Source organism: Streptomyces incarnatus (genome assembly GCF_001027185.1).
Classification (GTDB): domain Bacteria; phylum Actinomycetota; class Actinomycetes; order Streptomycetales; family Streptomycetaceae; genus Streptomyces; species Streptomyces puniciscabiei.
Window position 1 is genome coordinate 890,698 of the sequence record NZ_CP011497.1, and the last position, 26,193, is coordinate 916,890.

Below are 26,193 nucleotides of genomic sequence, written 5' to 3' on the forward strand. Positions count from 1 at the left end.
TCGTCGCGTGCATGGACCCGAAGTGACCCGATGCGCGCCCGCCGCACGGGCGTTGGCGCTGGCGGCGCTGACCTGGACCCTGGTGGGCTGCCCGGCCGGCAGCGCGTCGGCCGACGCCTGTGCGTACGCCTCCACGGGGCCGGACGGCACGGTGGCGGTGGCCTACGCCGGCGACCACTGGCCGGCCCCGCAGCCGCCCTGTACGACGCCCGACCCGCCCACGCCCACGCCGACCCCGGTGCCGAAGCCGACGCCGAAGCCGACCCCGCCGCAGCCGAAGCCGGCGCCGAGACCCGTCCCGCAACCGAAGCCGGCGGGCCCGCCCGCCCCGGCTCCGCCGGCCCCGCGGCCGACCCCGACGCCCACCCCCGCGCCGACGCCGCCGCCGGCACCCGATCCGAAGCCGAGGCTCACCCCGCGGCCCTCGGTGACGCCGGTGAGCTATCCGGCGTACCACCCGCACCCCCTCGCACACCCCGCGCCCGGCCACACCACGCCGGTCACCTACGTCCTGCTCATCACCGTTCCCGCGATCGTCGCCGTCGCGGCTCTGCGCCCGCGCTGACGCGCCGGCCCGCTCACCCTCTGGAGGTATCCGTTGCCGGATTGGCTTGTTCTCGTCCTCGCGATGCTGGCGGCCTGCGCCGTGGTGGTCATCGTCACCGTCCTACGGCACAAGCGTGCCCCCGAGGACGAGGACCCCAGCGAGACCCCGGACGTCATCGAGTACATGACGATGTGGATCGGTGTCGTGTACGCCATCGTCCTGGGCCTTGCCATCGCGGGCGTGTGGGAGGCGCGCAGCTCCGCGCAGGACCATGTGCAGTCCGAAGCCCAGGCGCTGCACGAGATCTCGGAGCGGGTCCGGGTCTATCCGCCGGACGTCCGTGACAAGGTCCGCCACGATGTCAACACCTATGTCAGCTATGTCGTCCACCACGAGTGGCGGACGATGGCGCACGACGAGCGCGTCACCGACCGCGGCGCGCAGCTGCTGCAGAAGGTCCGCCAGGACGTCACCGACTACCAGCCGAAGGGTGACTTCGAGGCGCAGGCCTACCAGCCGCTGCTGGACCAGATGACCGCCGCCGACCAGGCCCGCAACGCCCGCGCCGACTCCACCGGGGCCACCATGCCGCCGGTGGTGTGGTGGGGCCTGCTCACCGGGGCCGTGGTCACCATCGGCATGGTGTTCGCGCTGCAGATCCGGCGCACCCGGCGCGAACTGGTCCTGGCGGGGCTGTTCTCCGCGACCATCGCGTTCATGCTGTTCCTCATCTGGGACTTCGACGCCCCCTACAGCCGGGGCATCGCGGTGACGGCGGAGCCGTTCATGAACCTGTTCTCCGGGGTCACCTGACAGCTCCCGGACCCATGGATCACCGGCAGGGCTTCGCCCCGGCTCCCCCGCGGGCCGGGGCGATCGCCGTGCCGACGTCCCCCGCACGGCTCCGGGGCCTGGGCAGGCCGGGCGGCAGGGGCGTCAGGTCCGCTTCTCGTTCCGGCGGCGCAGCCAGAACGCGCCGCCCCCGACGACCGCCAGGGTCACGAGTCCGGCGCCGATGGCCATGTCGACCGGGGTGGCGCCGCTGGACCTGCCGCCGCCGACACCGCCCTGCACACCGCCGAGCACGGTGAACGCGGCCGGGCGGACCAGGGTCCTGCCCTCGCAGCGGATCCTGATCTCGTACCGGCCGGGACGGGCGTCGCGGTCGACCTTGATGGTGCCGCGCGCGGTGTCGTCCTGGAACGCGTTGAACTGGGTGGTGCGGAAGACCGGGGAGGACATGGTGCCGCCGTGGCAGCCGTCCACGCTGACGGCGAGCCGGCCGCCGGCCGGAAGCACGCCGGGTCTGGCGACGACGTTCCGGGGGCCGTCGTCGCCACCACCACCGCCGCCGCCGCCGAAGTCGTCCTGGCTGTCGGCGAAGTCGTCGTCCTGGCCGGAGTCGTCGTGGCGGCCGACGCTGTCGCCACGGTGGTCGGAGTCGTCACTCCGGCCGAGGCTGTCGCCACGGTGGTCGGATTCGTCACTCCGGCCGTCGTTCCCGTTGTCGTCGCCCTGACCGGACCCCTCACCCTGCGCCGGGGCGTGGCCGTGGCTCCCGTTGTCGTCGAAGTGATCGGGGGTGTCGACATTGCCGGCGATGCCGGTGATGCCGTCGTCCGGGCCGGGGCCCGCTTTGCTGTGGTACGGGCCGCCGCCGCTGCCGACGCCGTACGGGACGGCTTCCGGGGCGGCGAACCCGAGCACGGCGACCGCGGTGCACGCGGCCGCCAGGGCACGTTGGTTTCGCATGTGATCCTCCGCGGGAGGTGCCCGGGGCCTGTCCCCGGTGGATCGGCGAGAAAACACCTCCCGGAAAGACCGTCCGGCGCGCGGAACACGCCCGCACGTCGAGAATCGTCCGTCCTGGTGAGCCAACACACCGCAGGAAAAGCACATAATCGGATATTGCCGCAGGTCACGGACCGTCAGAAATTTTCTGGGAATGGCAACTCGGATGGCGCACCACACGGGCCGTGGGCCACCCGTTCGCCACTCGTCCCCGTCGCCCGTGCTGCGCACGCGATTTAGCGTTTTCCCATGCGCGATGGCTGTGGCGAGGCCGCGTCGAGAGGGGATGGCGAATGTCTGCGTCCGGGCTTTTCGAGCTTGCCGAGGAGGAGGAACGGCGGAAGAGACGCGCCCCGTGGGGCGTGTTGGCGCTTGTTCTGCTGACCGGTGTGGCACTCATCCGGAACGGTTCCGGGGAGTTCGACATCGGTCCGCCGCAGCCAGCCTCGGCGGCGGCCCCGGACAGCCGCGCCGGCGCCGGCACCTTCTCGAGGGCTCCGGCGTCGCTCGGGTTCTCCGCCGCCGGCCGGATCCGCATCCCCGCGATCCAGGTGAACGCGCCGGTGATGCCGGTCAGTCTGGACGCGGCGGGCTGGGTCGCCGCACCGCCGCCGGAGGACCCCAACCTGGCGGGCTGGTTCACCGGTGCGGTCTCCCCCGGCGAGAAGGGCACCGCCGTCATCGTCGGGCACGTCGACAACAAGCGGGGCCCCGCCGTGTTCTACGGACTCGGGTCCCTGAAGAAGGGAAACCGGATCGAGGTCCTGCGCAAGGACGGAAAGACCGCGGTGTTCGAGACCTATGGTGTCGAGGTCTTCTCCAAGAGCGATTTCCCGGGCGACCGCGTGTACGGCTCGAAGGGAACACCGGAACTGCGGGTCATCACCTGCGGCGGCGGCTTTTCCAGGCAGAACGGATACGACGGCAACGTCGTCGTCTTCGCCCGCCTGGTCGCGGTGAACTGACGCCACCGCGGCCGGGCGGGCGAAGAGCCGGGACACCGTCACACACGCCGGCTCGGCACGGTCATGTGGTAGCCGGAGTCGAGGAGATGGGGCAGCCATTCACGGATCGCCTCGACGGTCTGCGTCCGGTCGCCCCCGGCGTCGTGGGAGAGCACCACGACGCCGGGGGCGGCGCCGCTCTCCACCCGGTCGACGATGGTGTCGGTGCCGGGCTCCATCCAGTCGGTGGTGTCGACCGTCCAGGCCATCGGCTCCATGCCCATCTCGGCGCCCAGTTGGAACGCGGCCCGGTTCCAGGCGCCGTAGGGCGCGCGGAACCACTGCGGGCGCTCGCCGTAGGTGTCCTCGATGACATCGCTCGTCCGCTTCATCTCGGAGCGGATCTGCTTGCGGTTGAGGGTCGTCAGCAGCGGATGCGTCCAGGTGTGGTTGCCCACGACATGGCCTTCGTCGGCCATCCGGGCCACCAGTTCCCTGTTGTCGACGACGCATTCGCCGCACACGAAGAACATGGCCCGCACGTCGTACTTGGCGAGGGTGTCCAGGATGTGCGGGGTGTACTCCGGGTTGGGGCCGTCGTCGAAGGTCAGCATCATGCGCCTGCCGCGTCCGGAGATCTGGAGGATGGGCTCCTTGCGGACCTTCAGCCTGCGTGGCGCGGCACGCGGGGGGCCGTAGCCGGTGAGCGGCTGGAGCCGGAAGGCGGAGTCCCGCGGCGCCTGACGGGCCTGCGGTCCGGGAGCGGGGGCGGTGGTACCGGCGCTGTCCCCGGCGCCGCCCGCCAGGACGACTCCGGCGGTACCCGCGGCGCCCAGCGCGGCGGCGCCGGCCAGGAGCATCCCCCGCCGGGTGAGCAACTGATCCTTCTGCATGACCCATCAGTCGCCCCACATGACTCCGGCGCACCACAACGACACCGGTACGGCAGCGGGAATACACCCGAACGGCCCAGTGCGGGGGCCGTGGTGGTCCGCCGCGCGGGCCTCTGACAAGCAGTCGGTCCCCAGCAAGTGCCAAGAGGGACACGGGGGTCGAGCCGAGCTGGCCGCACACGGGGGAACACACACGAACGCCGTACCGCGCGGCGCGCTCGCGGTGGCACTGCTGGCCGTCGCCCAGTTCCTGGTCGTTTTCGACACGACGGCCTTCGCGGTGTCGCTGCCCCTGGTCGCGCGCGACCGGGGCCTGGCCACCGCCGGACTGACCTGGCTGTTGTCCGCGTACAGCGTGTGTTTCGCCGCGCTGCCGGTGCTCGCGGGAGCCCTCGGCGGGGCCTTCGGGCAGCGGCGGGTGCTGACGGGCGGGCTCGCGCTGTCGAGCGTCGCCGCGGCGGCACCCGCGGTGTTCACCGCCGGCTGGGTGCTGATGGCCTCGCGGGCGGTACAGGGGATCGCGGCGGCGGCGATGGGGGGCGCTCGCCCTGATCGACGCGACGCATCCGGCGGGCCCGGACCGGGACCGGGCGCTCACGGTGCACGTCGCAGTCGTGGCCTGTGCCGCTCCGGCGGCGCTGCTGCCCTGCACCGCGTCGGCCGCCGGGTTCGCCCTGCTGGGCCGTCCGGGCGCGGCGGCCGCACGGCCGTCCCGCCCCCCGGTGTCAGCGGTGGCGCACCAGGGGGAACGGCAGGGTCTCCCGGATCGTCAGGCCGGTGAGGAACATCACGAGCCGGTCGACGCCGATGCCGAGGCCGCCGGTCGGGGGCATCGCGTACTCGAGGGCCTGGAGGAAGTCCTCGTCCAGCTCCATGGCCTCCGGGTCGCCGCCGGCGGCCAGCAGCGACTGCTCGGTGAGCCGCCGGCGCTGTTCCACCGGGTCGGTCAACTCCGAGTAGGCGGTGCCGAGTTCGGTGCCGAAGGCGACGAGGTCCCAGCGCTCGGCGAGCCGCGGGTCGGTGCGGTGCTGGCGGGTCAGCGGGGAGACGTCGGTGGGGAAGTCCTTGTAGAAGGTGGGGAGCCCGGTGCGCTCCTCGACGAGCCGCTCGTACATCTCCAGGACGATGTCGCCGGGCCGGTCGTCGGCGGTGTAGGGCACCCCGGCCCGGTCGCACAGCCGGTGCAGCCGCAGCAGCTCGGTGCCGGGGCCGATCTCCTCCCCCAGCGCCTCGGAGATCGCGCCGTAGACCGTTCTGACCGGCCACTTCCCGGAGATGTCGTACTCTTCCCCGTCCTTGCGGGCCACCGGGGAGCCGAAGGCGGCCCGCGCCGCGCCCTGGATCAGCTCGCGGGTGAGGTCGAGCATGACGTCGTAGTCGGCGTGGGCCTGGTACGCCTCCAGCATCGTGAACTCGGGGTTGTGCTTGTAGGACACACCCTCGTTGCGGAAGGTGCGGCCCAGTTCGAAGACCTTCTCCAAGCCGCCGACGCACAGCCGCTTCAGGTACAGCTCGGGGGCGATGCGCAGGTACAGGTCGAGGTCGTAGGCGTTGATGTGGGTGGTGAAGGGTCGGGCGGTGGCGCCGCCGTGGACCGGCTGGAGCATCGGCGTCTCGACCTCCACGAAGCCGCGGTCCAGCAGGCCCTGGCGCAGGGCCTGCACGGCGGCGGAGCGGGCCCGGATCACCGCGCGGGCGGCGGGACTGGTGGCCAGGTCGAGGTAGCGGCGGCGGACTCTCGCCTCGGGGTCGGTGAGGCCGCGGCGTTTGTCGGGCAGCGGGCGCAGGCACTTGCCGGTGAGCTGCCAGGAGGTGACGAAGACCGTGGGCTCGCCCTTGTCGCTGAGCCCGGTGCGGCCGGTCGCGGTGAGGTGGTCGCCGATGTCGCATCCGGCGGTGAAGCGGTCGAGGGCGGCGCCGGAGCGGTCGCGGGTGAGGGCGATCTGGTGGTCGCCGGACCAGTCGCGCAGCACGGCGAAGACGATGCCGCCGAAGTCGCGGACCAGCATGAGCCGTCCGGCGACGGTGACGTCCTCGCCGGGGGGCACGTCGGCGAGGGCGTGGGTGGGGGCGGGGACGCCGACCGGGTAGGGATCGGTGCCGGCGGCGCGCAGCCGGTCGAGCTTGTGGTACCGGACGCGGACCTGCTCGGGCAGACCCGCGTCCGGGGGTGCGGGCCCGGCCTGGTCCCCTCCGGCGAGGCCGAGCGCCGTCAGGGGCGGCAGCCCGTGGGTGGTCGCGGGCCGCTGCCCGGCCTTCGGGTGCCCCTTTCCCCAGAGTTTGCGCAACGACGGTACGGAGACGAAGCCTTCGGCGATGCCGGAGGCCAGGCCGATGCGGGCGAGGGCGGCGGTGTCGCCGTAGCAGATGAAGCGCGGGTACCACTCCGGGTGGTACTTGGCGTTGGAGCGGTACAGGGCCTCCAGCTGCCACCAGCGGGAGAAGAACAGCAGCAGGCGGCGCCAGATCCTGAGGACGGGGCCGGCGCCGATGCGGGCGCCCTCCTCGAAGACCGACCGGAAGACCGCGAAGTTCAGCGAGATCCGGCGGACGCCCAGCTTGGGGGCGGCGGCGCACAGTTCGGCGACCATGAACTCCATGACCCCGTTGGGGGCGGCCCGGTCACGGCGCATCAGGTCCAGGGAGACGCCGCTCCGGCCCCAGGGCACGAAGGAGAGCAGGGCGAGGAGCCGGCCGTCCTCGCCGAGGGCCTCCACCAGCAGGCAGTCGCCGTCGGCGGGGTCGCCGAGCCGGTCCAGGGCCATGGAGAAGCCGCGCTCGGTCTCGGTGTCGCGCCAGGCGTCGGCCTTGTCGACGATCTCCTCCATCTCCCGTTCGGTGAGGGTGGCGTGCCGGCGGATGCGGCAGGTGGCGCCGGTACGGCGGACCCGGTGCACGGCCTGCCGGGTCACGCGCATGTCCCGGCCGTTCAGATCGAAGGCGGCCACCTGCACGATCGCCTCGTCGCCGAGCTGGAGGGCGCCGAGTCCGGCGCGGGCGTAGGCGCGGGCGCCGTCCTCGGAGGCGCCCATGACGGCCGGCGCCCAGGCGTAGCGGCGGGCCACGTCCAGCCAGGCGGCGATGGCGTGCGGCCAGGCCTCCATGTCGCCGACGGGGTCGCCGCTGGCCAGGCAGACGCCGGCCTCGACGCGGTAGGTGACGGCGGCCTTGCCGCTGGGCGAGAAGACCACGGCCTTGTCGCGGCGGGTGGCGAAGTAGCCGAGGGAGTCCCGTTCGCCGTAGGCGGCCAGCAGGGCGCGGATGCGGGCCTCCTCGTCGTCGTGCAGGGCGGCCTCCAGGCGCTGGGAGCGGAACAGCGCGGCGGCGGCGTTGAGCAGGGCGAGGGCGCCGAGCAGGCCGAGCACGAAGGTGACCTTGCGGGGCGGGCGGCCGGAGAAGGAGCTGCCCGAGACCAGGCCGCCGCACACCCGGTCGGCCGCCCAGGCCAGGTGCTCGTTCGCCGGCAGCGTGCCCGGGAAGAGCATGACCAGGCCCCAGCCCAGCAGGATGGCCACGGCGAGCCCGGCCAGCAGCACGGCGAGCGCCCGCCACACGGCACCGCGCCGGGAGGCGGCGTAGAACTCCTTTCTGGCCACGACGAGCAGGAGCAGCAGCAGGCCGCACAGCACCAGCGACGGCAGCGACTGGGCGTACAGGCCGAGGCCCACGCCGATCGCGTCGGTGAGGACGACCAGGCCCAGATAGACGACGACCAGCCACCAGGCGACCTTCTTGCGGGCGGCGGTGGCACCGGCCAGCAGGAACAGGAAGACGGCGTAGGCCAGGTTGGCGCTGATGGGAAGGAGCACCAGGTCGAGGGCGTGCGCGACCGGGCGGAGCAGGCGGCGCAGCGGTTCGACGAGCGCGAGCAGGGCGCACAGCAGCCCGAGCGCGGCGAAGAGCGCCCCGAAGGCCTCGGGCACCCAGCCGAGGCGTCCACCGGCGGGCGGACGTACCGGGGCCGTGGGATCCCTCCGTGCGGCGGACTCCGCGCTGGCGGTCATGGTTCCGACTGTAAAAAGGGGTCGCCCGGCTCGCCCGTCGAGGCGGTGCGGCGCCGTCCGGGCTGAGCGGGGCCCGCGTGCCGGATCCGGGGGCAGGGGGGTGCGCGGCCATTGCGCCGAGGGACGGCAGGTGGCCGTACGAGTCCAGGACCGCACACCGGACCCGAAGGGCCAGCCGCCGCGCGACTCACCCGCCGAGGGACACCGGGGCGGCCGCCGAGGGACGCCCGGATGGCCACCGAGGGATGCCGGGGCCGACCCGCGAGGCCAGGACCACGTGCCGGAACCGAAAGACAAGAGGCCGCGCGACTCGCCCGCCGAGGGACGCCCGGGCAGCCACCAAGGGCGCCCGGATCGCCACCGAGGGACACCGGGGCAGACCCCCGAGGCCAGGACCGCGAGCCGGAACCGAAAGACAAGACGCCGCGCGACTCGCCCGCCGAGGGCCACCCGGGCGGTTCAAGGGGCGCGCGGCTGCCCGGGCGGCCTCAGTGAGGCCGGGACCATGAGCCGGGACGGGAGGCAAGGGCACGCGCGGCTCCGCCCACGGGGGGCGTGTCGGGGCGGCTCCGAGAGGCCCTGCTTCGCCCGCTCGGACGGCACCCGGACCGGATCGCCCGTCCGCCACCCCGTCCGGCCCACACCGGCCCACACCTGCCCACAAGCGGGCCGCCCGGCAACGGGTCGACCCGGAAACCGGCCCACCTCCAAAGCGGCCCGCCCCGCAACCGGCCCACCCCCAACACGGCCCAACCCCGACGGCCCGCCCCGCAACCGGCCCGGTCCGCAACCGGCCCGCCGGACAGGGACGTGGTCTCGGCCCCCCCACGGCTCTGCGGGAACGGTGGATTCCGATAGCCTCACGGCCGTGACGGAACAGCACTCGCACTCGCCCTCGTCCCAGTTCGAGCGCGGTACGGACGGGCCGAAGGTCATCCTGGTCGGGGTGGACGGCTCCGACTCCTCGCTGCGTGCGGCGGCGTACGCGGGCGGGCTCGCCCGGCGGCAGCGGGCGCTGCTGGCGGTGGTGTACGTACAGCCGGTGCTGGCCGCCGGCGCGGCGCTCGGGGCGCCGGTGGCGGAGACGACCGACGAGATCGCCGAGGACCTGGTCACCTACATCCGGGAGGCCGCCGAGCGGGTCAAGGGGATATTCGAGGTGCGCTGGGAGTTCCACACCTTCCGCGGCGACCCGTACACCGGGCTGGTCAAGGCGGCCGACGAGCTCAAGGCGGACGCGGTGGTCGTGGGCGCCTCCGAGCAGGCCGGCCACCGGATCATCGGCTCGGTGGCGATCCGCCTGGTGAAGGCGGGGCGCTGGCCGGTGACGGTCGTGCCGTAGGGCGGGGCATCCCGCCCGTCGAAGACCGGCTGCGCCCGGCTGAAGGACCACACACCGAGGTGCGGGCCCGCTGCGCCCTTCGTACAACTGTTGGTTGTGCGGTCGGGCGCCGACCTGATCATCGCGCCCTCGCCGGAGCGCCAGGCGCCCGCCGGGGCCGTGCGTGGCGTCTTTCCTGTGCTGCGCGGCTGAGCCATCATGATCCGGCGTCAGCCGTTGCCGTCGGCGAAGAGGTGAGGCGCATGGCCGGGCTCCGCGCGGGTGAGGGGATTCTCCGCCGCAAACCCATCGAACACATCGAGGAGACCGAGGTCGGCCAGGGTCCACGCCTGGAGAAGTCGCTCGGGCTGTGGCAGCTCACCGCGATCGGGGTGGGCGGCATCATCGGCGCCGGCATCTTCACGCTGGCCGGCACGGTCGCCAACGGCACGGCCGGGCCGGCGGTCGTGGTGTCGTTCCTGATCGCCGGTGTGGCGAGCGCCTGCGCCGCGCTGTCGTACGCCGAGTTCGCCGGGCTCATCCCGAAGGCGGGATCGGCGTACACGTACGGCTACGCGGTGCTCGGCGAGTTCGCGGGCTGGTTCATCGGCTGGGACCTGCTGCTGGAGTACACCGCGATCGTGGCGGTGGTGGCGATCGGCATCTCGGGCTACTTCGGCTTCCTGGTGGAGGAGATGGGCGCGAAGCTGCCGCAGTGGATGCTGGGGGCGCCGGGCACCGGGGCCGGGCACCGGGTGGACCTGTTCGCGGCCATCCTGTGCCTGCTGATCGCCTGGCTGCTGAACCTCGGCATCCGCAGCGCGGCCCGCTTCGAGACGTTCGTGGTCGTGGTGAAGGTGCTGGTGGTGCTGCTGGTGATCGGGGTGGGCGTGTTCCACATCGACTCGGCGAACTACCACCCGTTCTTCCCGTTCGGCATCGGCGGCGTCTTCACCGGCGCGGCGACCGTGTTCTTCGCGGTGTTCGGCTACGACGCCATGTCGACCGCCGCCGAGGAGTCCAGGGACGCCCAGCGGCACATGCCGAAGGCGATCATCTACTCGCTGGTGATCTCGATGGTGCTGTACGTGGCGGCCTGCCTGGTGCTGACCGGCATGCAGGACTACCGGCACATCGACCCGGAGAGCGGCTTCTCGAGCGCGTTCAAGGCGGTGGGCCTGAACGGGCTCGCGGACGTGATCGCGGTCGGCGCGATCATCGGCATCCTCACCGTGATGTTCACGTTCATGCTGGGCGTGACCCGGGTGTGGTTCTCCATGTCCCGGGACGGTCTGCTGCCCCCGTGGTTCGCCCGGACGCACCCGACACGGCACGTGCCGACCCGGGTGACCTGGATCGTCGGGGTGGCCGCGGCCGCCATCGCCGGGTTCGTCCCGATCGGCTCGGCCGCCGAACTGACCAACATCGGCATCCTGCTGGCGTTCGTGGTGGTGTGCGCCGCGGTGATCGTGCTGCGCTACCGGCGGCCGGAGCTGCCGCGCACCTTCCGCACGCCGTGGATGCCGGTCGTGCCCGCACTGGGCTGCGTCTTCTCGGTCTGGCTGATCACGTTCCTGCAGTGGCAGACCTGGGTGCGGTTCGCCGTGTGGTTCGTGATCGGGTGCGTGATCTACTTCGGCTACTCCTACAAGCGCTCCGCGCTGGCCGGGGCACGGCCCACCGATTGACCGCCCGGGATCGCTGACCGGTCCGCCCCAGGAAGGTGGTAAGGACCGGGAAGTCTGTAACCGGGAAGGTGACACGGAGGTACGGACCGGGGCGGTCGTACGGACCGTTCGTCCGACCGTTCGCCGACGCGATCGACCGTCCGTCGCGCCGGCGGTGCGCGCGCCCTGTCCCCCGGCCGTGCCCTGCGCTGCCATGCGCCCATGACGGCCGGAACCTCACTGATCCACACGGCGGCGGCGCGGGCCCGCGGGACGACGACCGCCGAGCACGAACTGGCCGCGCTCCAGCGCGAGCACGGCGGACCGCTCTTCGCCCTGCTGCTCAGGCTCTGCGACGGGGACCGGCAGCGCGCCGAGGACCTGGTCCAGGAGACCCTGGTGCGCGCCTGGCAGCATCCCGAGGCGCTGCACGCCGAGGACTTCGACTCCGTACGGCCCTGGCTGCTGACGGTCGCCCGGCGGCTCGCGATCGACGCCCGGCGGGCCCGGCAGGCCCGGCCCCCGGAGACCGGCGCCGAGATCCCGGAGAGCGCCCGGGTGACCGACGATCACGCCGAACGGGCCGCCGCGATGCTCGATGTGCGGCAGGCTGTGAAGACACTCACGCCCGAGCACCGTGACGTACTCGTACTCGTGTACTTCCTCGGGGCCAGTGTGGCGGAAGCGGCGCAGACCCTGGGCGTGCCACCCGGTACCGTGAAGTCCCGCGCGTACTACGCGCTGCGCGCGCTGCGCCGGGTCCTTCCGGATTATGCGGCCGACCTGCACTGAAACCGGAGCCCGGGTCAAACCTCGGTAAAGCGCCTTGCTGTGCCCCCCGTTGGGGCAATGGGCTGTCCTCATCCGCGTTCCGGGCAAGCGGCCGGACCCGGAGGTCGGGCGACGCGCGCATACCGGAGGAAGGGCAGGAAGGGATGCTGCACAGAGGGCACGAGAGCACGGACGGCACCGACGGCGGTGAACTGGCCGTCCCCATGGCCTGGTTGTACGCCGAATACATCGCCGACGAGCTGCTGCGCACCGGTGATCTGATGCCACCGACCTCCTTCGAGTTCCGGGCGGGCCGGGACGCGCTGGCGCTCACCGTCTTCCTGTCCGACACCGACGGGGAGCTGTCCGGCATCCGGGTGATCTCCCAGCTGGAGCACTGGCTGTCGCTGACCGCCTACGACCAGCCGTGGCGGGACTGGGTGGGCGAGCGCATGGCCGAGCTGACGGAACGGGCCGAGCGGTCCGGCACCCGCTCGCCCGACCTGGCCCTCGCCGCCGACGCCTGGCGCTGGCTGGAGGAGACCGAGCTGCTCGCGCCGGACCTGGACGCGGTGCCGGGCGGTGGTGGGCCGGCCGGGGAGGAGGACGGGCCGAAGGTGTGGACCCCGGCGTGGCGGCTCGGGCTGCCCCTCGGGCATCTCGCGATCCATCTGTTCTGACCTCTCGCCGCGGGGCTTTTCGAAGTTTTCCGGAACCGGACCAATCCGCGGGCCGCGCGGCTCCGAATCTCTCGTCCGGGATTCTGTGGGTGGCTTGAGTGATTCGGCTGTCGGCTGCGTACGGGTGGGAGCACGGAGTAACCCCACCCGCACCCATCGGCACGAGGATTCGGCATGAGGTCCCTGGAAAGGCATCGCGACGTCGGCGCGTACGCGCTCGGCGTGCTGAACGAGGCGGAGGCCTTCCGCTTCGAGGACCACCTCATGGAGTGCCCTCAGTGCGCGGCACAGGTCACCGAATTCGGGCCCACCGCACGGCAGTTGATGCTGTACCGCCGGGCCACGCCGCGCTTTGTGCACCCCATGACGCAGCCCGGCCCCCGGCTGCTGGACCGGCTGCTCGGAGAGGTGGCGCACCGGCACCGGACGCGCCGCCGGCGCTTCCTGTACGGCCTGGCCGCCTCCGTGGTGCTGGCCGTGGCCGGATCCGGGATCATGGCCTTCACCGGCCATGAGCAGCAGACCGCGCACGTCACCGAGGCCACCGATCCGAAAACCGGGGTGTGGGCCGAGGTGACCGCCGACGACGGGGACACCGGCAGCCGGCTGCTCCTGAAGGTGAAGGACGGCACCGGTCCCCACGCCTGCCGGCTCGTCGTCGTGGGACGCGACGGCTCCGAGCAGGTCATCGGCGGCTGGATGGAGCCCGGCCACGCCACCGGCACCTTCACCACGCTCGGGTCCTCCACGATGCACCCCGACGAGATCGCCCGCTACGACGTACGCACCACGGACGGGCAGCACCTGGTGTCCGTCGAGGCGTCGTAGGAACCGGTCGAGGCACCGCAGGACATCGAGGCGCCGCAGGGACCGTCGACACGCCGCACGGCCATCGAAGCGCCGGAGGGACCATCGAGGCGCCGGAGGGACGGTCGAGGCGCCGGAGGGGCTACTTCAGCAGCCGGGACAGTCTGCGGTCCGCCAGGGGCTTGCCGCCCGTCTGGCAGGTGGGGCAGTACTGCAGCGAGGAGTCGCTGAAGGAGACCTCGCGGATGGTGTCTCCGCACACCGGGCAGGGCTCGCCGGTCCGGCCGTGGACGCGCAGGCCGCTCTTCTTCTCGGCCTTCAGCCGCCCGGCGGCCAGGCCCCGGGAGCGGTCCACCGCCTCGGTGAGCGTCGAGCGCAGCGCCTCGTAGAGCCGGTGGGTCTCCTCCGGGGTCAGGGACGCGGCGAGCTTGAACGGGGACATCCGCGCGGCGTGCAGGATCTCGTCGCTGTAGGCGTTGCCGACGCCGGCGATCAGGGACTGGTCGCGCAGGGCGCCCTTGAGCTGCCGTCTCTCGTCCCTGAGCAGGTCGGCGAGGCGGTCCTCGTCGAAGTCGGCGGCGAGCGGGTCCGGACCGAGCCGGGCGATGCCCTCGACCTGCCGCGGATCGCGGACGACGTACACCGCGAGGCGTTTCTGGGTGCCGGCCTCGGTGAGGTCGAAGCCCTCGCCGGTCTCCAGCGCCACGCGCAGCGCGAGCGGGCCCCTGCCGGGCTTGGGCGGGCCGTCCGGCAGCCGGTCCTTCCACTGCAGCCAGCCGGCCCGGGCCAGGTGGGTCACCAGGTGCAGCCCGCTGTCGGCCGCCAGGTCCAGGAACTTGCCGTGCCGGTGCACGGCGGTCACCTGCGCGCCCTCGAAGGCGGTGACCGGGGGGTCGTACGTCTTCAGGACGCTGACGGCGACCGGCAGCACGCGGGCCACCCGGTGGCCGACCAGGTGCTCGGTGAGGAAGTCCTTCAGCGCTTCTACCTCGGGCAGTTCCGGCATGGGTCCAGAGTGCCACCCGGCACCGACACTGCCAGGTGAACCGGGTCAGCCCTCCCGGCGGAACTCGCACCACACCGCCTTGCCGCCGCCGCGCGCCTCCACGCCCCAGGCGTCGGCGAGCATCTCCACCAGCAGCAGACCGCGGCCGGAGACGCCGTCCTCGCCCGCCTCGCGGCGGCGCGGCAGGGCGCTGGAGGAGTCCTCGACCTCGATCCGCAGCCTGCGGTGGCCGCCGTCCAGGGCCCGCAGGGTCACGATCGCGGAGCCCTCGGTGTGCATCAGCGCGTTGGTGATCAGCTCGTCGGCGACCAGCTCTATCTCGTCGGCGCGGTCGCGGTAGCCCCAGGAGCGGACCGCGGAGCGGATCAGGTGCCGGGCCTGGGTGAGGGCCTCCGGGTCGCCGGGCGCCACGTGCTGCTGGAGCCGGCCGCCGGCGGGCGGGGCCTCCGCGGTGCGCCGGCGCAGCAGGAGCAGCGCCACGTCGTCGTCGCCGGCCCGCTCCTCGGCCACCTGGATCAGCCGGTCGGCGAGGTCGCACACGTCCTCGGGGCCGTCCGCGACGAGCGACGTCAGGCGGCGCATGCCGTCGTCGAGGTCGGCGCCGGGCTGTTCGACGAGCCCGTCGGTGCACAGCAGCAGGGTGTGCCCGGGGTCGAGTTCGAGGGTGGAGACGGGGTAGTCCAGCCGGCCGAACTCGGCGGACAGCCCGAGCGGCAGCCCGCCCTCGACCGGCACCCGGCAGCAGCTGCCGTCGCCGTGCCGGATCAGCGGGTCGATGTGACCGGCGCGGACCGCCTGGACGACCCCGGTGGACAGGTCGGCCTCGGCGTACAGGCAGGTGGCGAACCGGTCGGTGTCGAGTTCGTGCAGGAAGACGGAGGCCCGGGCCATCGCGGCCGCCGGGGTGTGTCCCTCGGCGGCGTAGGCGCGCAGCACGATCCGCAGCTGGCCCATCACGGCCGCCGCGTGGGTGTCGTGGCCCTGGACGTCGCCGATGACCGCGCCGACCCGGCCGCCGGGCAGCGGGATCAGGTCGTACCAGTCGCCGCCGATGTCCCGGCCGAGGGCGCCCACGGCGGTGCCCGCGCGGTAGCGGACGGCCACGTCGGCGCCGCGGACGCTGGGGATGGTGCGGGGCAGCATCGCCTGCTGCAGGCCCTGGGCGAGGTCCTTCTCCTGCTCGTAGAGCATGGCCCGCTGCAGGCTCTGCGCGATGGTGCTGCCGAGGGCGACCAGGACGGCGCGCTCCTCGGTGGAGAAGCCGCGCCGGTCGCTGTAGAGCAGCCCCATCGCGCCGATCGGGCGGGCCTGGGCGATCAGCGGCAGATAGGCGGCCGAGGTGATGTGCAGGCCGGTGAGGTGCGGCCAGAGGATCGGATAGCCCGCGGCGAACTCCTCCGGGGACTCGATGAACCGCGGCAGGAGCGTGCGGACGACCTCGCTCATCGGGTACGGCTCCTCGATCCGGGTGACCCCGGTGCCGGGCACGGAGGCCTCGACGGGCCCCTCCGCGACCAGCCGGATGCGGCCTGCCTCGACCAGTCCCATCACCAGGCTGGCCGCGCCGAGATGGCGGATGCCGTGGGTGTCCTTGAGGGCGTCGATGACCTCCTGGACGCTGCGCGCGTGGGCGAGGGCGGCGGAGACGGCCTGGACGACGCCCGTCTGCTGGCGGAACGCCTCGTCCTGGGCGGCCCGCAGGCTGCGTGTCTCGCTCTCGGCGAGTTCCTCGGTGGCGTCGCGGACGATGCCGACGACCCGGCGCGGGCGGCCGGTGTCGTCCCGGCGGATGTATCCCTGGGTGTGGGTCCAGCGGGAGGTGCCGTCACGGCAGCGGATGCGGAAGTAGCCCCCGTAGTTCTCGCTGCCGTCCTTGATGGCCTGGGCCACCAGGGCGTCCAGCCGAGCCGCCTCGGGCTGCGGCACCCGGGCGGACAGGGACTCGGGGTGGCCGTCGTACTCCCCGGGCAGCAGGTCGAACACCGCGTGCGCCTGGGCGTCCATGTGGAACAGGCCCGTGTCCAGGTCCCAGTCGAAGCTGCCCATGCGGTTGAGCGCCAGGATCGGATCCGGGTGGGCGGGCCAGTCCGCCGGGAGTGACGCGGCACTCGCTGCCCGAACTGCCATGCGCCCACCTTGCCAGGATTTATCCGATTCTTCGACCTGTTCCTCCGGTGGGCTCCGGGGCGGCGGATATCCGTATCGTTCACATCTCATCACCGTCGGTGACCGCTCCCCGTTGTTCGCGTCGCGTCCGTCTGGCCGGCAACTCGGGGGCGCGTCATGATGAAGACGACACCGGCGGTCCGGCCGCGACGAAGGGCGCAGAGCCGTGAACTGGTTCACCGCTCCCGACTACTGGCTGACCCGGCTGGTCCTCCAGCGGGCTCTGGCCGCTCTGTACCTGGTGGCGTTCCTGACGGCGGCGCTGCAGTTCCGGGCCCTGCTGGGCGAGCGCGGAATGCTGCCGATCCCCCGCTATGTGGCGCGGATCCCCTTCAGACGGGCGCCCAGCCTGTTCCATCTGCACTACTCCGACCGCTTCTTCGCCGGCTGCGCGTGGGCCGGCTGCGCGGTGTCGGCGGCGCTGCTGGCCGGCGCGGACTCCCTGCTGCCGCTGTGGGCCGGGATCCCGCTGTGGCTGGTGCCGTGGGCGCTGTATCTGTCGGTCGTGAACGTGGGCCAGACGTGGTACGCGTTCGGCTGGGAGTCGCTGCTGCTGGAGACCGGTTTCCTGGCCGCGTTCCTCGGCAACGACGAGGTGGCGCCGCCGGTCCTCGTGCTGTTCCTGCTGCGCTGGATCCTGTTCCGGGTGGAGTTCGGCGCCGGGCTGATCAAGCTGCGGGGCGACGCGTGCTGGCGGAAGCTGACCTGCCTGTACTACCACCACGAGACCCAGCCCATGCCGGGCCCGCTGAGCTGGTTCTTCCACCATCTGCCGAAGCCGCTGCACCGGGTGGAGGTGGCGGCCAACCATGTGACGCAACTGCTCGTGCCGGTGCTGCTGTTCACGCCGCAGCCGATCGCCTCGGCCGCGGGCGCGCTGATGATCGTCACACAGCTGTGGCTGGTGCTGTCCGGCAACTTCTCCTGGCTGAACTGGATCACCATCGTGCTGGCCGTGTCCGCGCTGCGGCTGCCCGGGTCCGCCCCGCCGGTGCCGGCGGCGCCGCCGTGGTACGAGGTCCTGGTGCTCGCCGTCGCCGCGCTGCTGCTCTTCCTGAGCTACCACCCCGTGGTCAACATGATGTCCCGCCGCCAGGTCATGAACCGTTCCTTCGACCCGCTGCACCTGGTGAACACCTACGGCGCGTTCGGCAGCGTCAGCCGGGTCCGCTACGAGGTGGTGGTCGAGGGCACGCTGGACGACGAACCCCGTGAGGACGCGGACTGGCGGGAGTACGAGTTCCGGGGCAAGCCCGGTGACACCCGGCACTGGCCGCGCCAGTTCGCCCCCTACCATCTGCGCCTGGACTGGCTGATGTGGTTCGCGGCGCTGTCCCCCGGCTATGCCGGAGACTGGTTCGGCGGCCTGGTGGAACGCCTGCTGGAGAACGACCGCGACACCCTGCGCCTGCTGCGCCGCTCCCCCTTCCCGCCGGACACCCCGCCCCGCTACGTCCGCGCCCGCCTGTTCCGGTACCGCTACACCACCTGGCGGGAGCTGCGGGAGTCGGGCGCGTGCTGGGAGCGGACGTACGTGCGCGAGTACCTGCCGCCCGTCAGGCTGGCGGAGGGCGCCGAGCGCGCGTAGCGGCGGGCGGGGACGATCGCGGGCCGTCCTCACCGGCCGGTGTCGTGAGCACCGGGGCCGGAGGCACCGGTTCCCAGGCCGGAGGCACCGGTTCCCAGGCCGTAGACGCGGGTGGCGGTGGTGTCGAACAGGTGGGCGCGCTCGTCCCGGGTCAGGTCCCGCGCCAGGTCGCGCGCGAGCTGCGCCACCTGTGCGTACGTCCCTGCCGCCGTGCACACCGGCCAGTCCGAGCCGAACATCAGGCGGCCGGGCCCGAAGGCGTTCAGCACGGTGTCCCAGTAGGGGCGCAGGGGCGCGAGCGGCCAGGTGTCGCGGCCCCACAGCGACCGGTCCGCCTCGGTGAGCATCCCGGACACCTTGCAGACGGTGTTGGGCAGCGCGGACAGCGCCCTGATGTGCGTGGCCCAGGGTTCGACCGCGCCGGACGCGACGGGCGGTTTGCCCAGGTGGTCCAGGACGAAGGTGAGCTGCGGCAGCGCCTCGGCCGCCCGGACACACGCCGGGAGCTGGTGGGGCAGGACGACCAGGTCGTACACCAGCCCCGCCGCCGCCACGGCCGCGAGTCCCCGCCGTACGTCCTCGCGCAGCAGCCACTCCGGGTCCGGCTCGCCCTGGACCTGGTGCCGGATGCCCTTCAGGAAGGCGCCGCCGGGGAGTTCGCGCAACCGGGCCAGTTCGTCGGTCACGTCCGGGCGGGTCAGGTCGGTCCAGCCCACGACACCCGCGATCAGGTCGTGCCCGGCCGCCAGGGCCAGGAACTCGGGGGTCTCCTCCGGGACGGTGACCGTCTGGACGAGGACCGTACGGTCCACCCCTGCCGCGCTGGCCTCCGGCTCCAGGTCGGTCACCGTGAAGTTCCGGCGCAGCAGTTGGAGTTCGGGCCCCTTGATCCAGTCCTGGTCGCGGACGGACAGGTCCCAGACGTGGTGGTGGGCGTCGACGGTCACGGCAGCTCCCAGACGACGGGCAGTCCGGCGTCCGCGCCGCCTTCGGAGTAGTCGTGCACCACGTCGAGCAGCTGGGCCATGCGGGCCTGCCAGGCCACGTTGACCGGCAGTTGCTCCAGCTCGGCGAGCAGGCGGGCGTAGTCCTCGCACTCCAGCAGGTGGAACAGATCGGTGCCGCTGCGCCAGATGGTCCAGGAGGTGGCACCGGCGGCGCGGATGGCCCGGGTCAGTTCCGCCGGGACCTCGCGGTGGGCGGCCTCGTACGCGGCGATCCGGTCGGGGCGGACCTTGGTGTGCAGGGCGACTCTCATGACGGGCCCTCCTCTCGGGGCAGCAGGCCGGACTCCCGCAGCTCCTGCCAGAACTCCGCCGGGACGCTGGTCGTGAACTGCTCGGCGCAGTCATGGACTTCGGGTGCGGAGCGGGGGCCTGTGAGGACACTGGCGACGGCCGGGTGGGCGGCGGCGAAGGCCAGCGCGGCGGCGCGCAGGGTGACGCCGTTCCGCTCGGCCACCGCCTTCATCCGAAGGGCCCGCTCCAGCATCTCCGGTGGGACACGGCCGTAGTCGTACGTCGACTCGGGCGTCGGGTCGGCCAGCAGGCCCGAGTTGAAGACGCCGCCGAGGACCACCGACACCCCGTGCTCGGCGGCCGCGGGCAGCAACTCGGCGCCGGCGCTGCGGTCGAGCAGGGTGTAGCGGCCCGCGCACAGGACCACGTCCACGTCGGTGTCCCGGACGAACCGGGTGAGCATGGCGGTCTGGTTCATGCCCGCGCCGATCGCGCCGACGACACCTTCGGCGCGCAGCTTCTCCAGCGCCGGGTAGCCCTCGCGGAAGGCCTGCTCGGCGTGGTCGTCGGGGTCGTGCAGGTAGACGACGTCGACGCGGTCCAGGCCGAGGCGGGCGAGGCTCGCCTCCAGGGTGCGGCGGACGCCGTCGGCGCTGAAGTCCCACACCCGGCGGTGGGTCGCGGGTACGGCGAAGCCGTGGGCCAGGTCGTCACCCGTGCCGTCGGCCGGGTCGAGGCGGCGGCCGACCTTGGTGGAGAGGGTGTAGCCGGCCCGGCCGTACTGCCGCAGGGCGGCGCCGAGCCGGCGTTCGGACAGCCCGAGGCCGTAGTGCGGGGCGGTGTCGAAGTACCGGATGCCGCGCTGCCAGGCGGCCCGTACGGCCTGTCCCGCCTGCTCGTCGTCGACCGGGCGGTAGAGGTTGCCGAGGGCCGCGGCGCCGAAGCCGAGCGGGGTGACCTCGACGCCGCTGCGGCCGAGCCGCGTCACCGGCCCACCGGCCGCGGCCTCAGGCCCTGCATGCCGCCGTCGACGGCGAGGGCGGTGCCGGTGGTGGCGCCGGACTGCGGACTGGCCAAGTAGGCGATGGCGCCCGCCACTTCCGCGGCGGAGACCAGCCGGCCGGTGGGCTGGCGGGCCGCCAGCGCGGCGCGTTCGGCGGCCGGGTCGGGGGCGGCGTCCAGCAGCCGGCCGATCCACGGGGTGTCCGCCGTACCGGGGTTGACGCAGTTGACGCGTATGCCCTCGCGGACGTGGTCGGCGGCCATGGCGAGGGTCAGGGAGTACACGGCGCCCTTGGTGGCGCTGTACAGGGCCCGCTGGGGCAGTCCGGCGGTGGCGGCGATGGAGCAGGTGTTGACGATCGCGGCGTGCGACGAGCGGCGCAGGTACGGCAGGGCGGCCCGGGCGGTGCGGACCATGCCGAGGACGTTGACGTCGAAGACGTGGAGCCATTCGGCGTCGTCGTTGTCCTCGACCGTGCCCTGGGCGCCGATCCCGGCGTTGTTGACCAGCACGTCCAGGCCGCCGAGGTCCTCGGCGGCCCGCTCGACGGCGGCCCGGACCGAGGCGTCGTCGGTGACGTCGGCGCGGTGGGCGAGGAGCGGCTTGCCGACGTCCGCGGGGTCCCGGTCGAGGACGGCGACCCGGGCGCCACGGGCGGCGAGGAGGTCGGCGGTGGCCCGGCCGATGCCGGACGCGCCGCCGGTGACCAGGGCCCTGAGGCCCGCGAAGTCGCTCATGCGGCCTGTCCCTTCTGGGTGTCGGGGTCGGCGGCCCAGTAGGTGCCGCCGGGGTAGGTGTAGCGCGCGATCGACTCCGGGCGCAGGGCGGCCGAGAAGCCGGGCGCGGTGGGCGCGGTGTAGTGGCCGTCGCGGATGACGACCGGGGTGGTGAAGTGCTCGTGGAGGTGGTCGACGTACTCGATGACCCGGTCCTCGGTGGTGCCCGAGACGGCCAGGTAGTCGAACATCGACAGGTGCTGGACGAGTTCGCACAGGCCGACGCCGCCCGCGTGCGGGCAGACCGGGACGCCGAACCTGGCGGCGAGCAGCAGGATGGCGAGGTTCTCGTTGACGCCGGCGACCCGGGCGGCGTCGATCTGGACGATGTCGAGGGCGCCCGCCTGGAGGAGCTGCTTGAACATGATCCGGTTGTGCACGTGCTCGCCGGTGGCGACCTTCACCGGGGCCACCGCGCGGCGGATGGCGGCGTGGCCCAGGACGTCGTCGGGGCTGGTGGGCTCCTCGATCCAGTACGGGCCGAACTCGGCGAGGGCCCTGGTCCAGCGGATCGCCTCGTCGACGTTCCAGCGCTGGTTGGCGTCGACGGCGAGCCGGACGTCCGGTCCGACGACGGCGCGGGCGACCCGGCAGCGCCGGATGTCGTCGTCGAGGTCGGCACCGACCTTCAGCTTGATCTGCGTGAAGCCGTCGGCGACGGCCTGCGCGGCGAGCCGGGTCAGCTTGTCGTCGTCGTAGCCGAGCCAGCCCGGGGAGGTGGTGTAGGCGGGGTAGCCCCGCTCCAGCAGCCGGGCCCGGCGCTCCCCGGCGCCTTCTCTGCCGTGCCTGAGCAGGTCGAGGGCCTCGGCGGGGGTGAGCGCGTCCGCGATGTACCGGAAGTCGATCTGCCCGACCAGCCACTCGGGTTCGGCGTCGGCGAGCAGCTGCCACAGGGGTTTGCCGGCCCGCCGGGCGGCGAGGTCCCAGACGGCGTTGACGACGGCCCCGACCGCCATGTGCATCACGCCCTTCTCCGGGCCGAGCCAGCGCAGCTGGCTGTCGCCGATCAGGTCCCGGAAGAGCGAGCCGGGGTCGGCGCACAGCTCGGCCACGTCGCGGCCGAGCACATGGTTCCTGAGCGCGTCGATCGCGGCGACCTGGACGTCGTTGCCCCGCCCGATGGTGAAGACGAACCCGTGTCCCTCGTGCCCGTCGGCGGCGTCGGTGCGCAGCACGACGTAGGCCGCCGAGTAGTCGGGGTCGGGGTTCATCGCGTCGGAGCCGTCCAGCTCGCGCGAGGTGGGGAAACGGATGTCGTGGGTGTCGACCGCGATGACGCGGGCGGGGGCCTGGGACACTGAAGTCCTTTCCGTCGTGGGACAGGTGCCGGCTCGTCAGTCCTGGGCGCGGCCCGTCGTCACGCGCGCGATCACGAGGGCGACGAGGATGATCCCGCCGTAGATGGCCTGGATCCAGAACGACGGGACCTGGGCGAGGGTGAGCAGGTTCTGCACGACGCCCAGGAGGAGGACCCCGGTCAGGGCGCCGAACATGGTGCCCTTGCCGCCGTCCAGGCTGATGCCGCCGATCACCGCGGCCGCGAACACGGTGAAGATCATGTTCTGGCCCTGGTTGGCGCTGATCGCGCCGACGTACCCGGTCTGCAGCAGCCCGCCGACCGAGGCGAGCACGCCCGCGACGACGTACACGCCGAGCATCACCCGGTCCACGCGGACACCGGCCGCGCGGGCGGCGTCCGCGTTGCCGCCGATTGCGTACAGGGCGCGGCCGGTGCGGTGGTACTTCAGCACGAACCCGGCGACGGCGAAGGCGACGGCGGCGAGCCACACGGACAGCGGGGCGTTGAGGAAGGTGGTGGTGGCCAGGGAGGAGAAGCTGTCGGGCATGCCGAACAGGGTCTTGCCCTTGGTGGCGCCGACCAGCAGGCCGCGCAGCACGATGAGCATCGCGAGCGTGACGATGAAGGCGTTGAGCCGGAACTTCACGACGAGGACGCCGTTGAAGGCGCCGATCACCGCACCGACCAGGGGAATCGCGAGCAGGGCGAGCGCGGCCGGGAAGCCGGTGCCCCAGCCGGACTGGCTCGCGGGCAGCACCAGCAGGGCGCCGACGGCCGGTGCGATGCCGACCACCGACTCCAGGGACAGGTCGAACCTGCCGGTGATCAGCACGAGGGACTCGGCGAGCACGACCATCGCGAGCGCGGCGGAGGCCCCGAGGATCGAGATCAGGTTCCGCTCGGTCAAGAACGAGTCATTGACCGCGGCGCCGAGCACCATGAGCAGCAACAGGGCGGGTACGAGGGCGAGTTCGCGGGCTCGGCGGAGCAGTACGGTCCTGGAGCCACCGGCGCCTTGCCGGTCCCGGGCGGGCATGGCGGTGGCGGGCGCCGCGGCTTTCATCTCAGTCACCCCGGCCCCCGCGGCTCGGCCGGGGGTCCGGGGGCTGCCCCCGGGAGATGCTGTGGCCATGGTCAACTCCTTCGATGGAGGCGATCAGCTCGTGGTCGCGCCAGCCGGCCGGGTGCTCGGCGACGACACGGCCGTGGAAGAGGACGAGGACGCGGTCGCAGCGGCGCAGGTCGTCGAGTTCGTCGGAGACGACGAGCACGGCGGTGCCGTCCTCGCGGGCGCTGTCCACGCGGGCCAGCAGCGACTCCTTGGACTTCACGTCGACACCGGCGGTGGGGTTGATCAGGATCAGGAGGCGGGGATCGGACGCGAGGGCGCGGGCCATCACCACCTTCTGTGCGTTGCCGCCGGACAGGTCGGACACCGGCTGGTCGGGGCCCTCGGCGTGGATGTCGAGGCGGTCGATCAGTTCGGCCGCGAAACGGCGCCGCGCGTCGGTGGCGACGAATCCGGCCCGGCCGAGCCGGTCCAGCACGCTCAGCGTGGCGTTGTCGCCGATGCTCATGCCGGACACCAGTCCCTGCTCGTGCCGGTCGCGCGGCACACAGCCGACGCCGGCCCGCAGGGCGGCCCGTACGTCCCCGAACGGCAGCCGCTGACCGTCGAGTTGAGCAGTACCGGCCGTCGGGGTGTGCAGCCCGGCGAAGGACTCGGCGAGCTCGGTCTTGCCGCTGCCGCTGGAGCCGGCGAGTCCGACGACCTCGCCTCGGCGGAGGGTGAGGCCGACGTTCTCGTACGCCGGTGAGGTGAGCCCGCGTGCCTCCAGCAGGACGGGAGCGCCGTCCTCCACTCCCCTGCCCGGTACGGCCCGTTCGGCGACGGACTCCCCCGCCATGGCCTCCACCAGCGCCGCCTTCGGCAGGTCGGCGACGGGGGCGGTGGTGATCCAGCGGGCGTCGCGCAGCACGGTGACCGTCTGGCAGACCTCGTACACCTCCTGGAGGTGGTGGGAGATGAACAGGAAGGTGACGCCGGAGTCCTGCAGGGAGCGCATGCGGGTGAAGAGCCGTTCGATCTCCCGGTTGTCGAGCTGGGCGGTGGGTTCGTCCAGCACGATGAACCGGGCGCCGAAGCTCAACGCGCGGGCGATCTCCACCATTTGGCGGTCCTCGACCCTGAGGTCGGCGGTGCGCGCCTCCGGGTCGACGCGCACGTCCCAGGTGCCGAGGAGTTCGGCGGCCTGCCGGCGCAGCCGGCGCCAGCTGATGAGGCCGCGGCCGGTCGGCTGCCGGTTGAGGAACAGGTTCTCGGCGACCGTCAGCTCCGGGACGACCGTGGGCTTCTGGTAGACGCAGGCCACCTTGCGGCGCCAGGCGTCCCGGTCGGCGAGCGGGGGCGCGGGCTCGCCGTCGAAGCGGACGGTGCCCGCGTCCGGGGCCTGCAGGCCGGTGAGGACGTTGACGAGTGTGGACTTGCCGGCGCCGTTGCGGCCGACCAGGGCGTGGGACTCGCCGGGGCGGACGGTGAGCCGGCCGTCGGCGAGGGCGACGGTGGGGCCGTAGCGCTTGACGATCCCCTCGGCTTCCACAAGCGGTGTGCTCATTTGACCGTGTTGCCCCACAGCTTGGGGTCGTCGACATTGGCCTTGGTGACCAGCGGCGCGGGCAGCTGGTCCTCCAGGATCCCGCTGGGCAGCCTGACGATCACGGAGCCGTGGTCGGTGGGCCCGGGCTTGAACGTCTTCCCGGCCATCGCCGCGTTGATGTAGTACAGGCCGTACTTGGCGTAGGCGTCGGCGGGCTGGGAGACCGTGGCGTCGATCTCGCCCTTGCGGATGGCGTCGAACTCCTGCGGGATGCCGTCGTTGGAGACGATCGCGATGTGGCCCTGCTGCCCGGCCGGTTTCAGCATGTTCTTGGACTTCAGGGTCTGCAGGGTCGGCGCGAGGTAGACACCGCCGGCCTGGAGGTAGATGCCCTTGATGTCGGGGTTGGCGTTGAGGAGCGTGTCGAGCTTGGCGGCGGCGGTGTCGGACTCCCACTTCGCGGGGATCTCCAGCACCTTCAGCTTCGGGTACTTCTTCTTCACGCAGGACCGGAAGGCCTCGGAGCGGTCCCGGCCGTTGACCGAGGCGAGGTCGCCCATGACCTGTACGACCTTGCCGCTGCCCACGTGCTGTCCGAGGTAGTCGCAGGCCTTCTCGCCGTAGGCCACGTTGTCGGCGCGCACCACCATGGCGACCTTGCCCTTGTCGGGCGCGACGTCCACGGCGACCACGGGGACCCCCTTGCGCTCGGCCTGGTCGAGTCCGGCCTGGATGGCGGCGCTGTCCAGCGGGGCGACCACCAGTCCCTTGACGCCCTGGGTGAGTTCGTTGTCGATGTCGGTGATCTGCTGGGAGGGGTCGCTGTTGGAGTTGACCGTCTTCAGCACCTCGACGCCCTCGGACTTGGCCATCCTGGGCACGTAGTCGTTGTACGACTGCCAGAACGGCGAGGTCAGCAGCGGCAGGATCACGCCCACCTTGCCGGTGCCGCCGCTGCCCTCGCTCGCGGTGTCCTTGGTGCTGCCGCAGGCGGCGAGCACGAGCGAGGCACCGGCGGCCAGAGCCACCGCGCCGATGATCCGGGACCTGCTGCGCTTCCTGACTGTGCTGGCGGGCATCTCGCGGCTCCTCGT

At 72.7% G+C, this 26,193-nt stretch carries 23 protein-coding genes; 10 read left to right on the forward strand and 13 right to left on the reverse strand.

The window, feature by feature from the left end; all coding sequences use genetic code 11:
• Positions 1–7 precede the first annotated feature (7 nt).
• Both ABB07_RS03925 and ABB07_RS03930 read left to right on the forward strand, forming a co-directional pair.
• Positions 8–565: a hypothetical protein gene (locus tag ABB07_RS03925; protein ID WP_208903835.1), complete on the forward strand. Its 558-nt coding sequence runs from the start codon at positions 8–10 to the stop codon at positions 563–565.
• Positions 566–598: 33 nt separating this feature from the next.
• The gene (locus tag ABB07_RS03930) at positions 599–1,360 is read left to right on the forward strand and encodes a bestrophin-like domain (RefSeq protein ID WP_208897301.1); all 762 of its coding nucleotides are present in this window, start codon (positions 599–601) and stop codon (positions 1,358–1,360) included.
• A 123-nt stretch (positions 1,361–1,483) separates the two neighbouring features.
• Here ABB07_RS03930 and ABB07_RS03935 read toward each other — a convergent pair whose 3' ends face one another.
• Positions 1,484–2,299 (reverse strand): hypothetical protein, encoded by an 816-nt coding sequence (locus tag ABB07_RS03935; protein ID WP_208897303.1) that lies wholly within the window; start codon positions 2,297–2,299, stop codon positions 1,484–1,486.
• Positions 2,300–2,631: 332 nt separating this feature from the next.
• On the opposite strand from ABB07_RS03935, the gene ABB07_RS03940 reads away from it, so the two are divergent.
• Positions 2,632–3,303: a class F sortase gene (locus ABB07_RS03940; protein ID WP_208897305.1), complete on the forward strand. Its 672-nt coding sequence runs from the start codon at positions 2,632–2,634 to the stop codon at positions 3,301–3,303.
• A gap of 38 nt (positions 3,304–3,341) precedes the next feature.
• Here ABB07_RS03940 and ABB07_RS03945 read toward each other — a convergent pair whose 3' ends face one another.
• Positions 3,342–4,175, reverse strand: coding sequence for a polysaccharide deacetylase family protein (locus ABB07_RS03945; RefSeq protein WP_208897307.1), 834 nt, complete (start codon positions 4,173–4,175; stop codon positions 3,342–3,344).
• Between the two features lie 19 nt (positions 4,176–4,194).
• Between ABB07_RS03945 and ABB07_RS41940 the strand changes: the two genes are divergently transcribed.
• A complete protein-coding gene (locus tag ABB07_RS41940) occupies positions 4,195–4,956 on the forward strand; it encodes an MFS transporter (protein ID WP_425264800.1) in 762 nt (253 codons plus the stop codon).
• Here the strand turns inward: ABB07_RS41940 and lysX are convergent.
• Complete coding sequence (gene lysX, locus ABB07_RS03955; protein ID WP_208897311.1) at positions 4,901–8,179, reverse strand: bifunctional lysylphosphatidylglycerol synthetase/lysine--tRNA ligase LysX; 3,279 nt, start codon at positions 8,177–8,179, stop codon at positions 4,901–4,903. The genes ABB07_RS41940 and lysX overlap by 56 nt on opposite strands.
• Positions 8,180–9,047: 868 nt before the next feature.
• On the opposite strand from lysX, the gene ABB07_RS03960 reads away from it, so the two are divergent.
• From ABB07_RS03960 to ABB07_RS03980, 5 genes are all read left to right on the forward strand, one after another.
• The gene (locus tag ABB07_RS03960; protein WP_208897312.1) at positions 9,048–9,521 is read left to right on the forward strand and encodes a universal stress protein; all 474 of its coding nucleotides are present in this window, start codon (positions 9,048–9,050) and stop codon (positions 9,519–9,521) included.
• 242 nt (positions 9,522–9,763) lie between these two features.
• Positions 9,764–11,188: an amino acid permease gene (locus ABB07_RS03965; protein ID WP_208897314.1), complete on the forward strand. Its 1,425-nt coding sequence runs from the start codon at positions 9,764–9,766 to the stop codon at positions 11,186–11,188.
• 201 nt (positions 11,189–11,389) lie between these two features.
• The gene (locus tag ABB07_RS03970; protein WP_208897315.1) at positions 11,390–11,959 is read left to right on the forward strand and encodes a sigma-70 family RNA polymerase sigma factor; all 570 of its coding nucleotides are present in this window, start codon (positions 11,390–11,392) and stop codon (positions 11,957–11,959) included.
• Positions 11,960–12,102: 143 nt separating this feature from the next.
• Positions 12,103–12,618, forward strand: a complete 516-nt coding sequence (locus ABB07_RS03975; RefSeq protein WP_208897317.1) for a hypothetical protein — start codon at positions 12,103–12,105, stop codon at positions 12,616–12,618.
• A gap of 174 nt (positions 12,619–12,792) precedes the next feature.
• The gene (locus tag ABB07_RS03980) at positions 12,793–13,446 is read left to right on the forward strand and encodes a zf-HC2 domain-containing protein (RefSeq protein ID WP_208897318.1); all 654 of its coding nucleotides are present in this window, start codon (positions 12,793–12,795) and stop codon (positions 13,444–13,446) included.
• A gap of 121 nt (positions 13,447–13,567) precedes the next feature.
• On the opposite strand, the gene ABB07_RS03985 is transcribed toward ABB07_RS03980, so the two are convergent.
• Positions 13,568–14,431 carry an Fpg/Nei family DNA glycosylase gene (locus ABB07_RS03985; RefSeq protein ID WP_208897320.1) on the reverse strand — a complete coding sequence of 288 codons (864 nt, stop codon included), beginning with the start codon at positions 14,429–14,431 and terminating at the stop codon, positions 13,568–13,570.
• Between the two features lie 45 nt (positions 14,432–14,476).
• Positions 14,477–16,558: a SpoIIE family protein phosphatase gene (locus tag ABB07_RS03990; RefSeq protein WP_208897322.1), complete on the reverse strand. Its 2,082-nt coding sequence runs from the start codon at positions 16,556–16,558 to the stop codon at positions 14,477–14,479.
• Positions 16,559–16,763: 205 nt separating this feature from the next.
• On the opposite strand from ABB07_RS03990, the gene ABB07_RS03995 reads away from it, so the two are divergent.
• Complete coding sequence (locus ABB07_RS03995) at positions 16,764–18,185, forward strand: lipase maturation factor family protein (protein ID WP_208897323.1); 1,422 nt, start codon at positions 16,764–16,766, stop codon at positions 18,183–18,185.
• Positions 18,186–18,214: 29 nt separating this feature from the next.
• Here the strand turns inward: ABB07_RS03995 and ABB07_RS04000 are convergent, their stop codons facing one another.
• From ABB07_RS04000 to ABB07_RS04035, 8 genes are read right to left on the reverse strand one after another with little or no spacing between them, the layout of a single operon-like run.
• Entirely contained in the window at positions 18,215–19,132 is a 918-nt protein-coding gene (locus tag ABB07_RS04000) for an amidohydrolase family protein (protein WP_208897325.1), read from the reverse strand.
• Positions 19,129–19,443 carry an L-rhamnose mutarotase gene (locus tag ABB07_RS04005; RefSeq protein ID WP_208897327.1) on the reverse strand — a complete coding sequence of 105 codons (315 nt, stop codon included), beginning with the start codon at positions 19,441–19,443 and terminating at the stop codon, positions 19,129–19,131. The genes ABB07_RS04000 and ABB07_RS04005 overlap by 4 nt, the downstream gene beginning before the upstream one ends.
• Positions 19,440–20,411: an aldo/keto reductase gene (locus tag ABB07_RS04010; protein WP_208897332.1), complete on the reverse strand. Its 972-nt coding sequence runs from the start codon at positions 20,409–20,411 to the stop codon at positions 19,440–19,442. The genes ABB07_RS04005 and ABB07_RS04010 overlap by 4 nt, the downstream gene beginning before the upstream one ends.
• Positions 20,408–21,163 carry an SDR family NAD(P)-dependent oxidoreductase gene (locus tag ABB07_RS04015; protein WP_208897333.1) on the reverse strand — a complete coding sequence of 252 codons (756 nt, stop codon included), beginning with the start codon at positions 21,161–21,163 and terminating at the stop codon, positions 20,408–20,410. The genes ABB07_RS04010 and ABB07_RS04015 overlap by 4 nt, the downstream gene beginning before the upstream one ends.
• Positions 21,160–22,500, reverse strand: coding sequence for an L-fuconate dehydratase (locus ABB07_RS04020; RefSeq protein WP_208897334.1), 1,341 nt, complete (start codon positions 22,498–22,500; stop codon positions 21,160–21,162). The genes ABB07_RS04015 and ABB07_RS04020 overlap by 4 nt, the downstream gene beginning before the upstream one ends.
• Positions 22,501–22,536: 36 nt before the next feature.
• Positions 22,537–23,538, reverse strand: a complete 1,002-nt coding sequence (locus ABB07_RS04025) for an ABC transporter permease (RefSeq protein WP_208903267.1) — start codon at positions 23,536–23,538, stop codon at positions 22,537–22,539.
• Between the two features lie 28 nt (positions 23,539–23,566).
• Complete coding sequence (locus ABB07_RS04030; protein ID WP_208897336.1) at positions 23,567–25,117, reverse strand: sugar ABC transporter ATP-binding protein; 1,551 nt, start codon at positions 25,115–25,117, stop codon at positions 23,567–23,569.
• The gene (locus ABB07_RS04035; protein ID WP_208897338.1) at positions 25,114–26,178 is read right to left on the reverse strand and encodes a sugar ABC transporter substrate-binding protein; all 1,065 of its coding nucleotides are present in this window, start codon (positions 26,176–26,178) and stop codon (positions 25,114–25,116) included. Before ABB07_RS04035 ends, ABB07_RS04030 begins: the two co-directional genes overlap by 4 nt.
• Between the last annotated feature and the right edge of the window lie 15 nt (positions 26,179–26,193).

Excerpts from the sequence above, each read along its gene's own strand:
- lysX (WP_208897311.1), bottom strand. The coding sequence starts at position 8,179 with ATGACCGCCAGCGCGGAGTCCGCCGCACGGAGGGATCCCACGGCCCCG.
- ABB07_RS03940 (WP_208897305.1), top strand. The coding sequence starts at position 2,632 with ATGTCTGCGTCCGGGCTTTTCGAGCTTGCCGAGGAGGAGGAACGGCGG.
- ABB07_RS03965 (WP_208897314.1), top strand. The coding sequence starts at position 9,764 with ATGGCCGGGCTCCGCGCGGGTGAGGGGATTCTCCGCCGCAAACCCATC.
- ABB07_RS03935 (WP_208897303.1), bottom strand. The coding sequence starts at position 2,299 with ATGCGAAACCAACGTGCCCTGGCGGCCGCGTGCACCGCGGTCGCCGTG.
- ABB07_RS04035 (WP_208897338.1), bottom strand. The coding sequence starts at position 26,178 with ATGCCCGCCAGCACAGTCAGGAAGCGCAGCAGGTCCCGGATCATCGGC.
- ABB07_RS04025 (WP_208903267.1), bottom strand. The coding sequence starts at position 23,538 with ATGCCCGCCCGGGACCGGCAAGGCGCCGGTGGCTCCAGGACCGTACTG.
- ABB07_RS03975 (WP_208897317.1), top strand. The coding sequence starts at position 12,103 with ATGCTGCACAGAGGGCACGAGAGCACGGACGGCACCGACGGCGGTGAA.
- ABB07_RS03945 (WP_208897307.1), bottom strand. The coding sequence starts at position 4,175 with ATGCAGAAGGATCAGTTGCTCACCCGGCGGGGGATGCTCCTGGCCGGC.
- ABB07_RS03970 (WP_208897315.1), top strand. The coding sequence starts at position 11,390 with ATGACGGCCGGAACCTCACTGATCCACACGGCGGCGGCGCGGGCCCGC.
- ABB07_RS03985 (WP_208897320.1), bottom strand. The coding sequence starts at position 14,431 with ATGCCGGAACTGCCCGAGGTAGAAGCGCTGAAGGACTTCCTCACCGAG.
- ABB07_RS04030 (WP_208897336.1), bottom strand. The coding sequence starts at position 25,117 with ATGAGCACACCGCTTGTGGAAGCCGAGGGGATCGTCAAGCGCTACGGC.
- ABB07_RS03980 (WP_208897318.1), top strand. The coding sequence starts at position 12,793 with ATGAGGTCCCTGGAAAGGCATCGCGACGTCGGCGCGTACGCGCTCGGC.
- ABB07_RS41940 (WP_425264800.1), top strand. The coding sequence starts at position 4,195 with ATGACTCCGGCGCACCACAACGACACCGGTACGGCAGCGGGAATACAC.
- ABB07_RS04015 (WP_208897333.1), bottom strand. The coding sequence starts at position 21,163 with ATGAGCGACTTCGCGGGCCTCAGGGCCCTGGTCACCGGCGGCGCGTCC.
- ABB07_RS03990 (WP_208897322.1), bottom strand. The coding sequence starts at position 16,558 with ATGGCAGTTCGGGCAGCGAGTGCCGCGTCACTCCCGGCGGACTGGCCC.
- ABB07_RS04005 (WP_208897327.1), bottom strand. The coding sequence starts at position 19,443 with ATGAGAGTCGCCCTGCACACCAAGGTCCGCCCCGACCGGATCGCCGCG.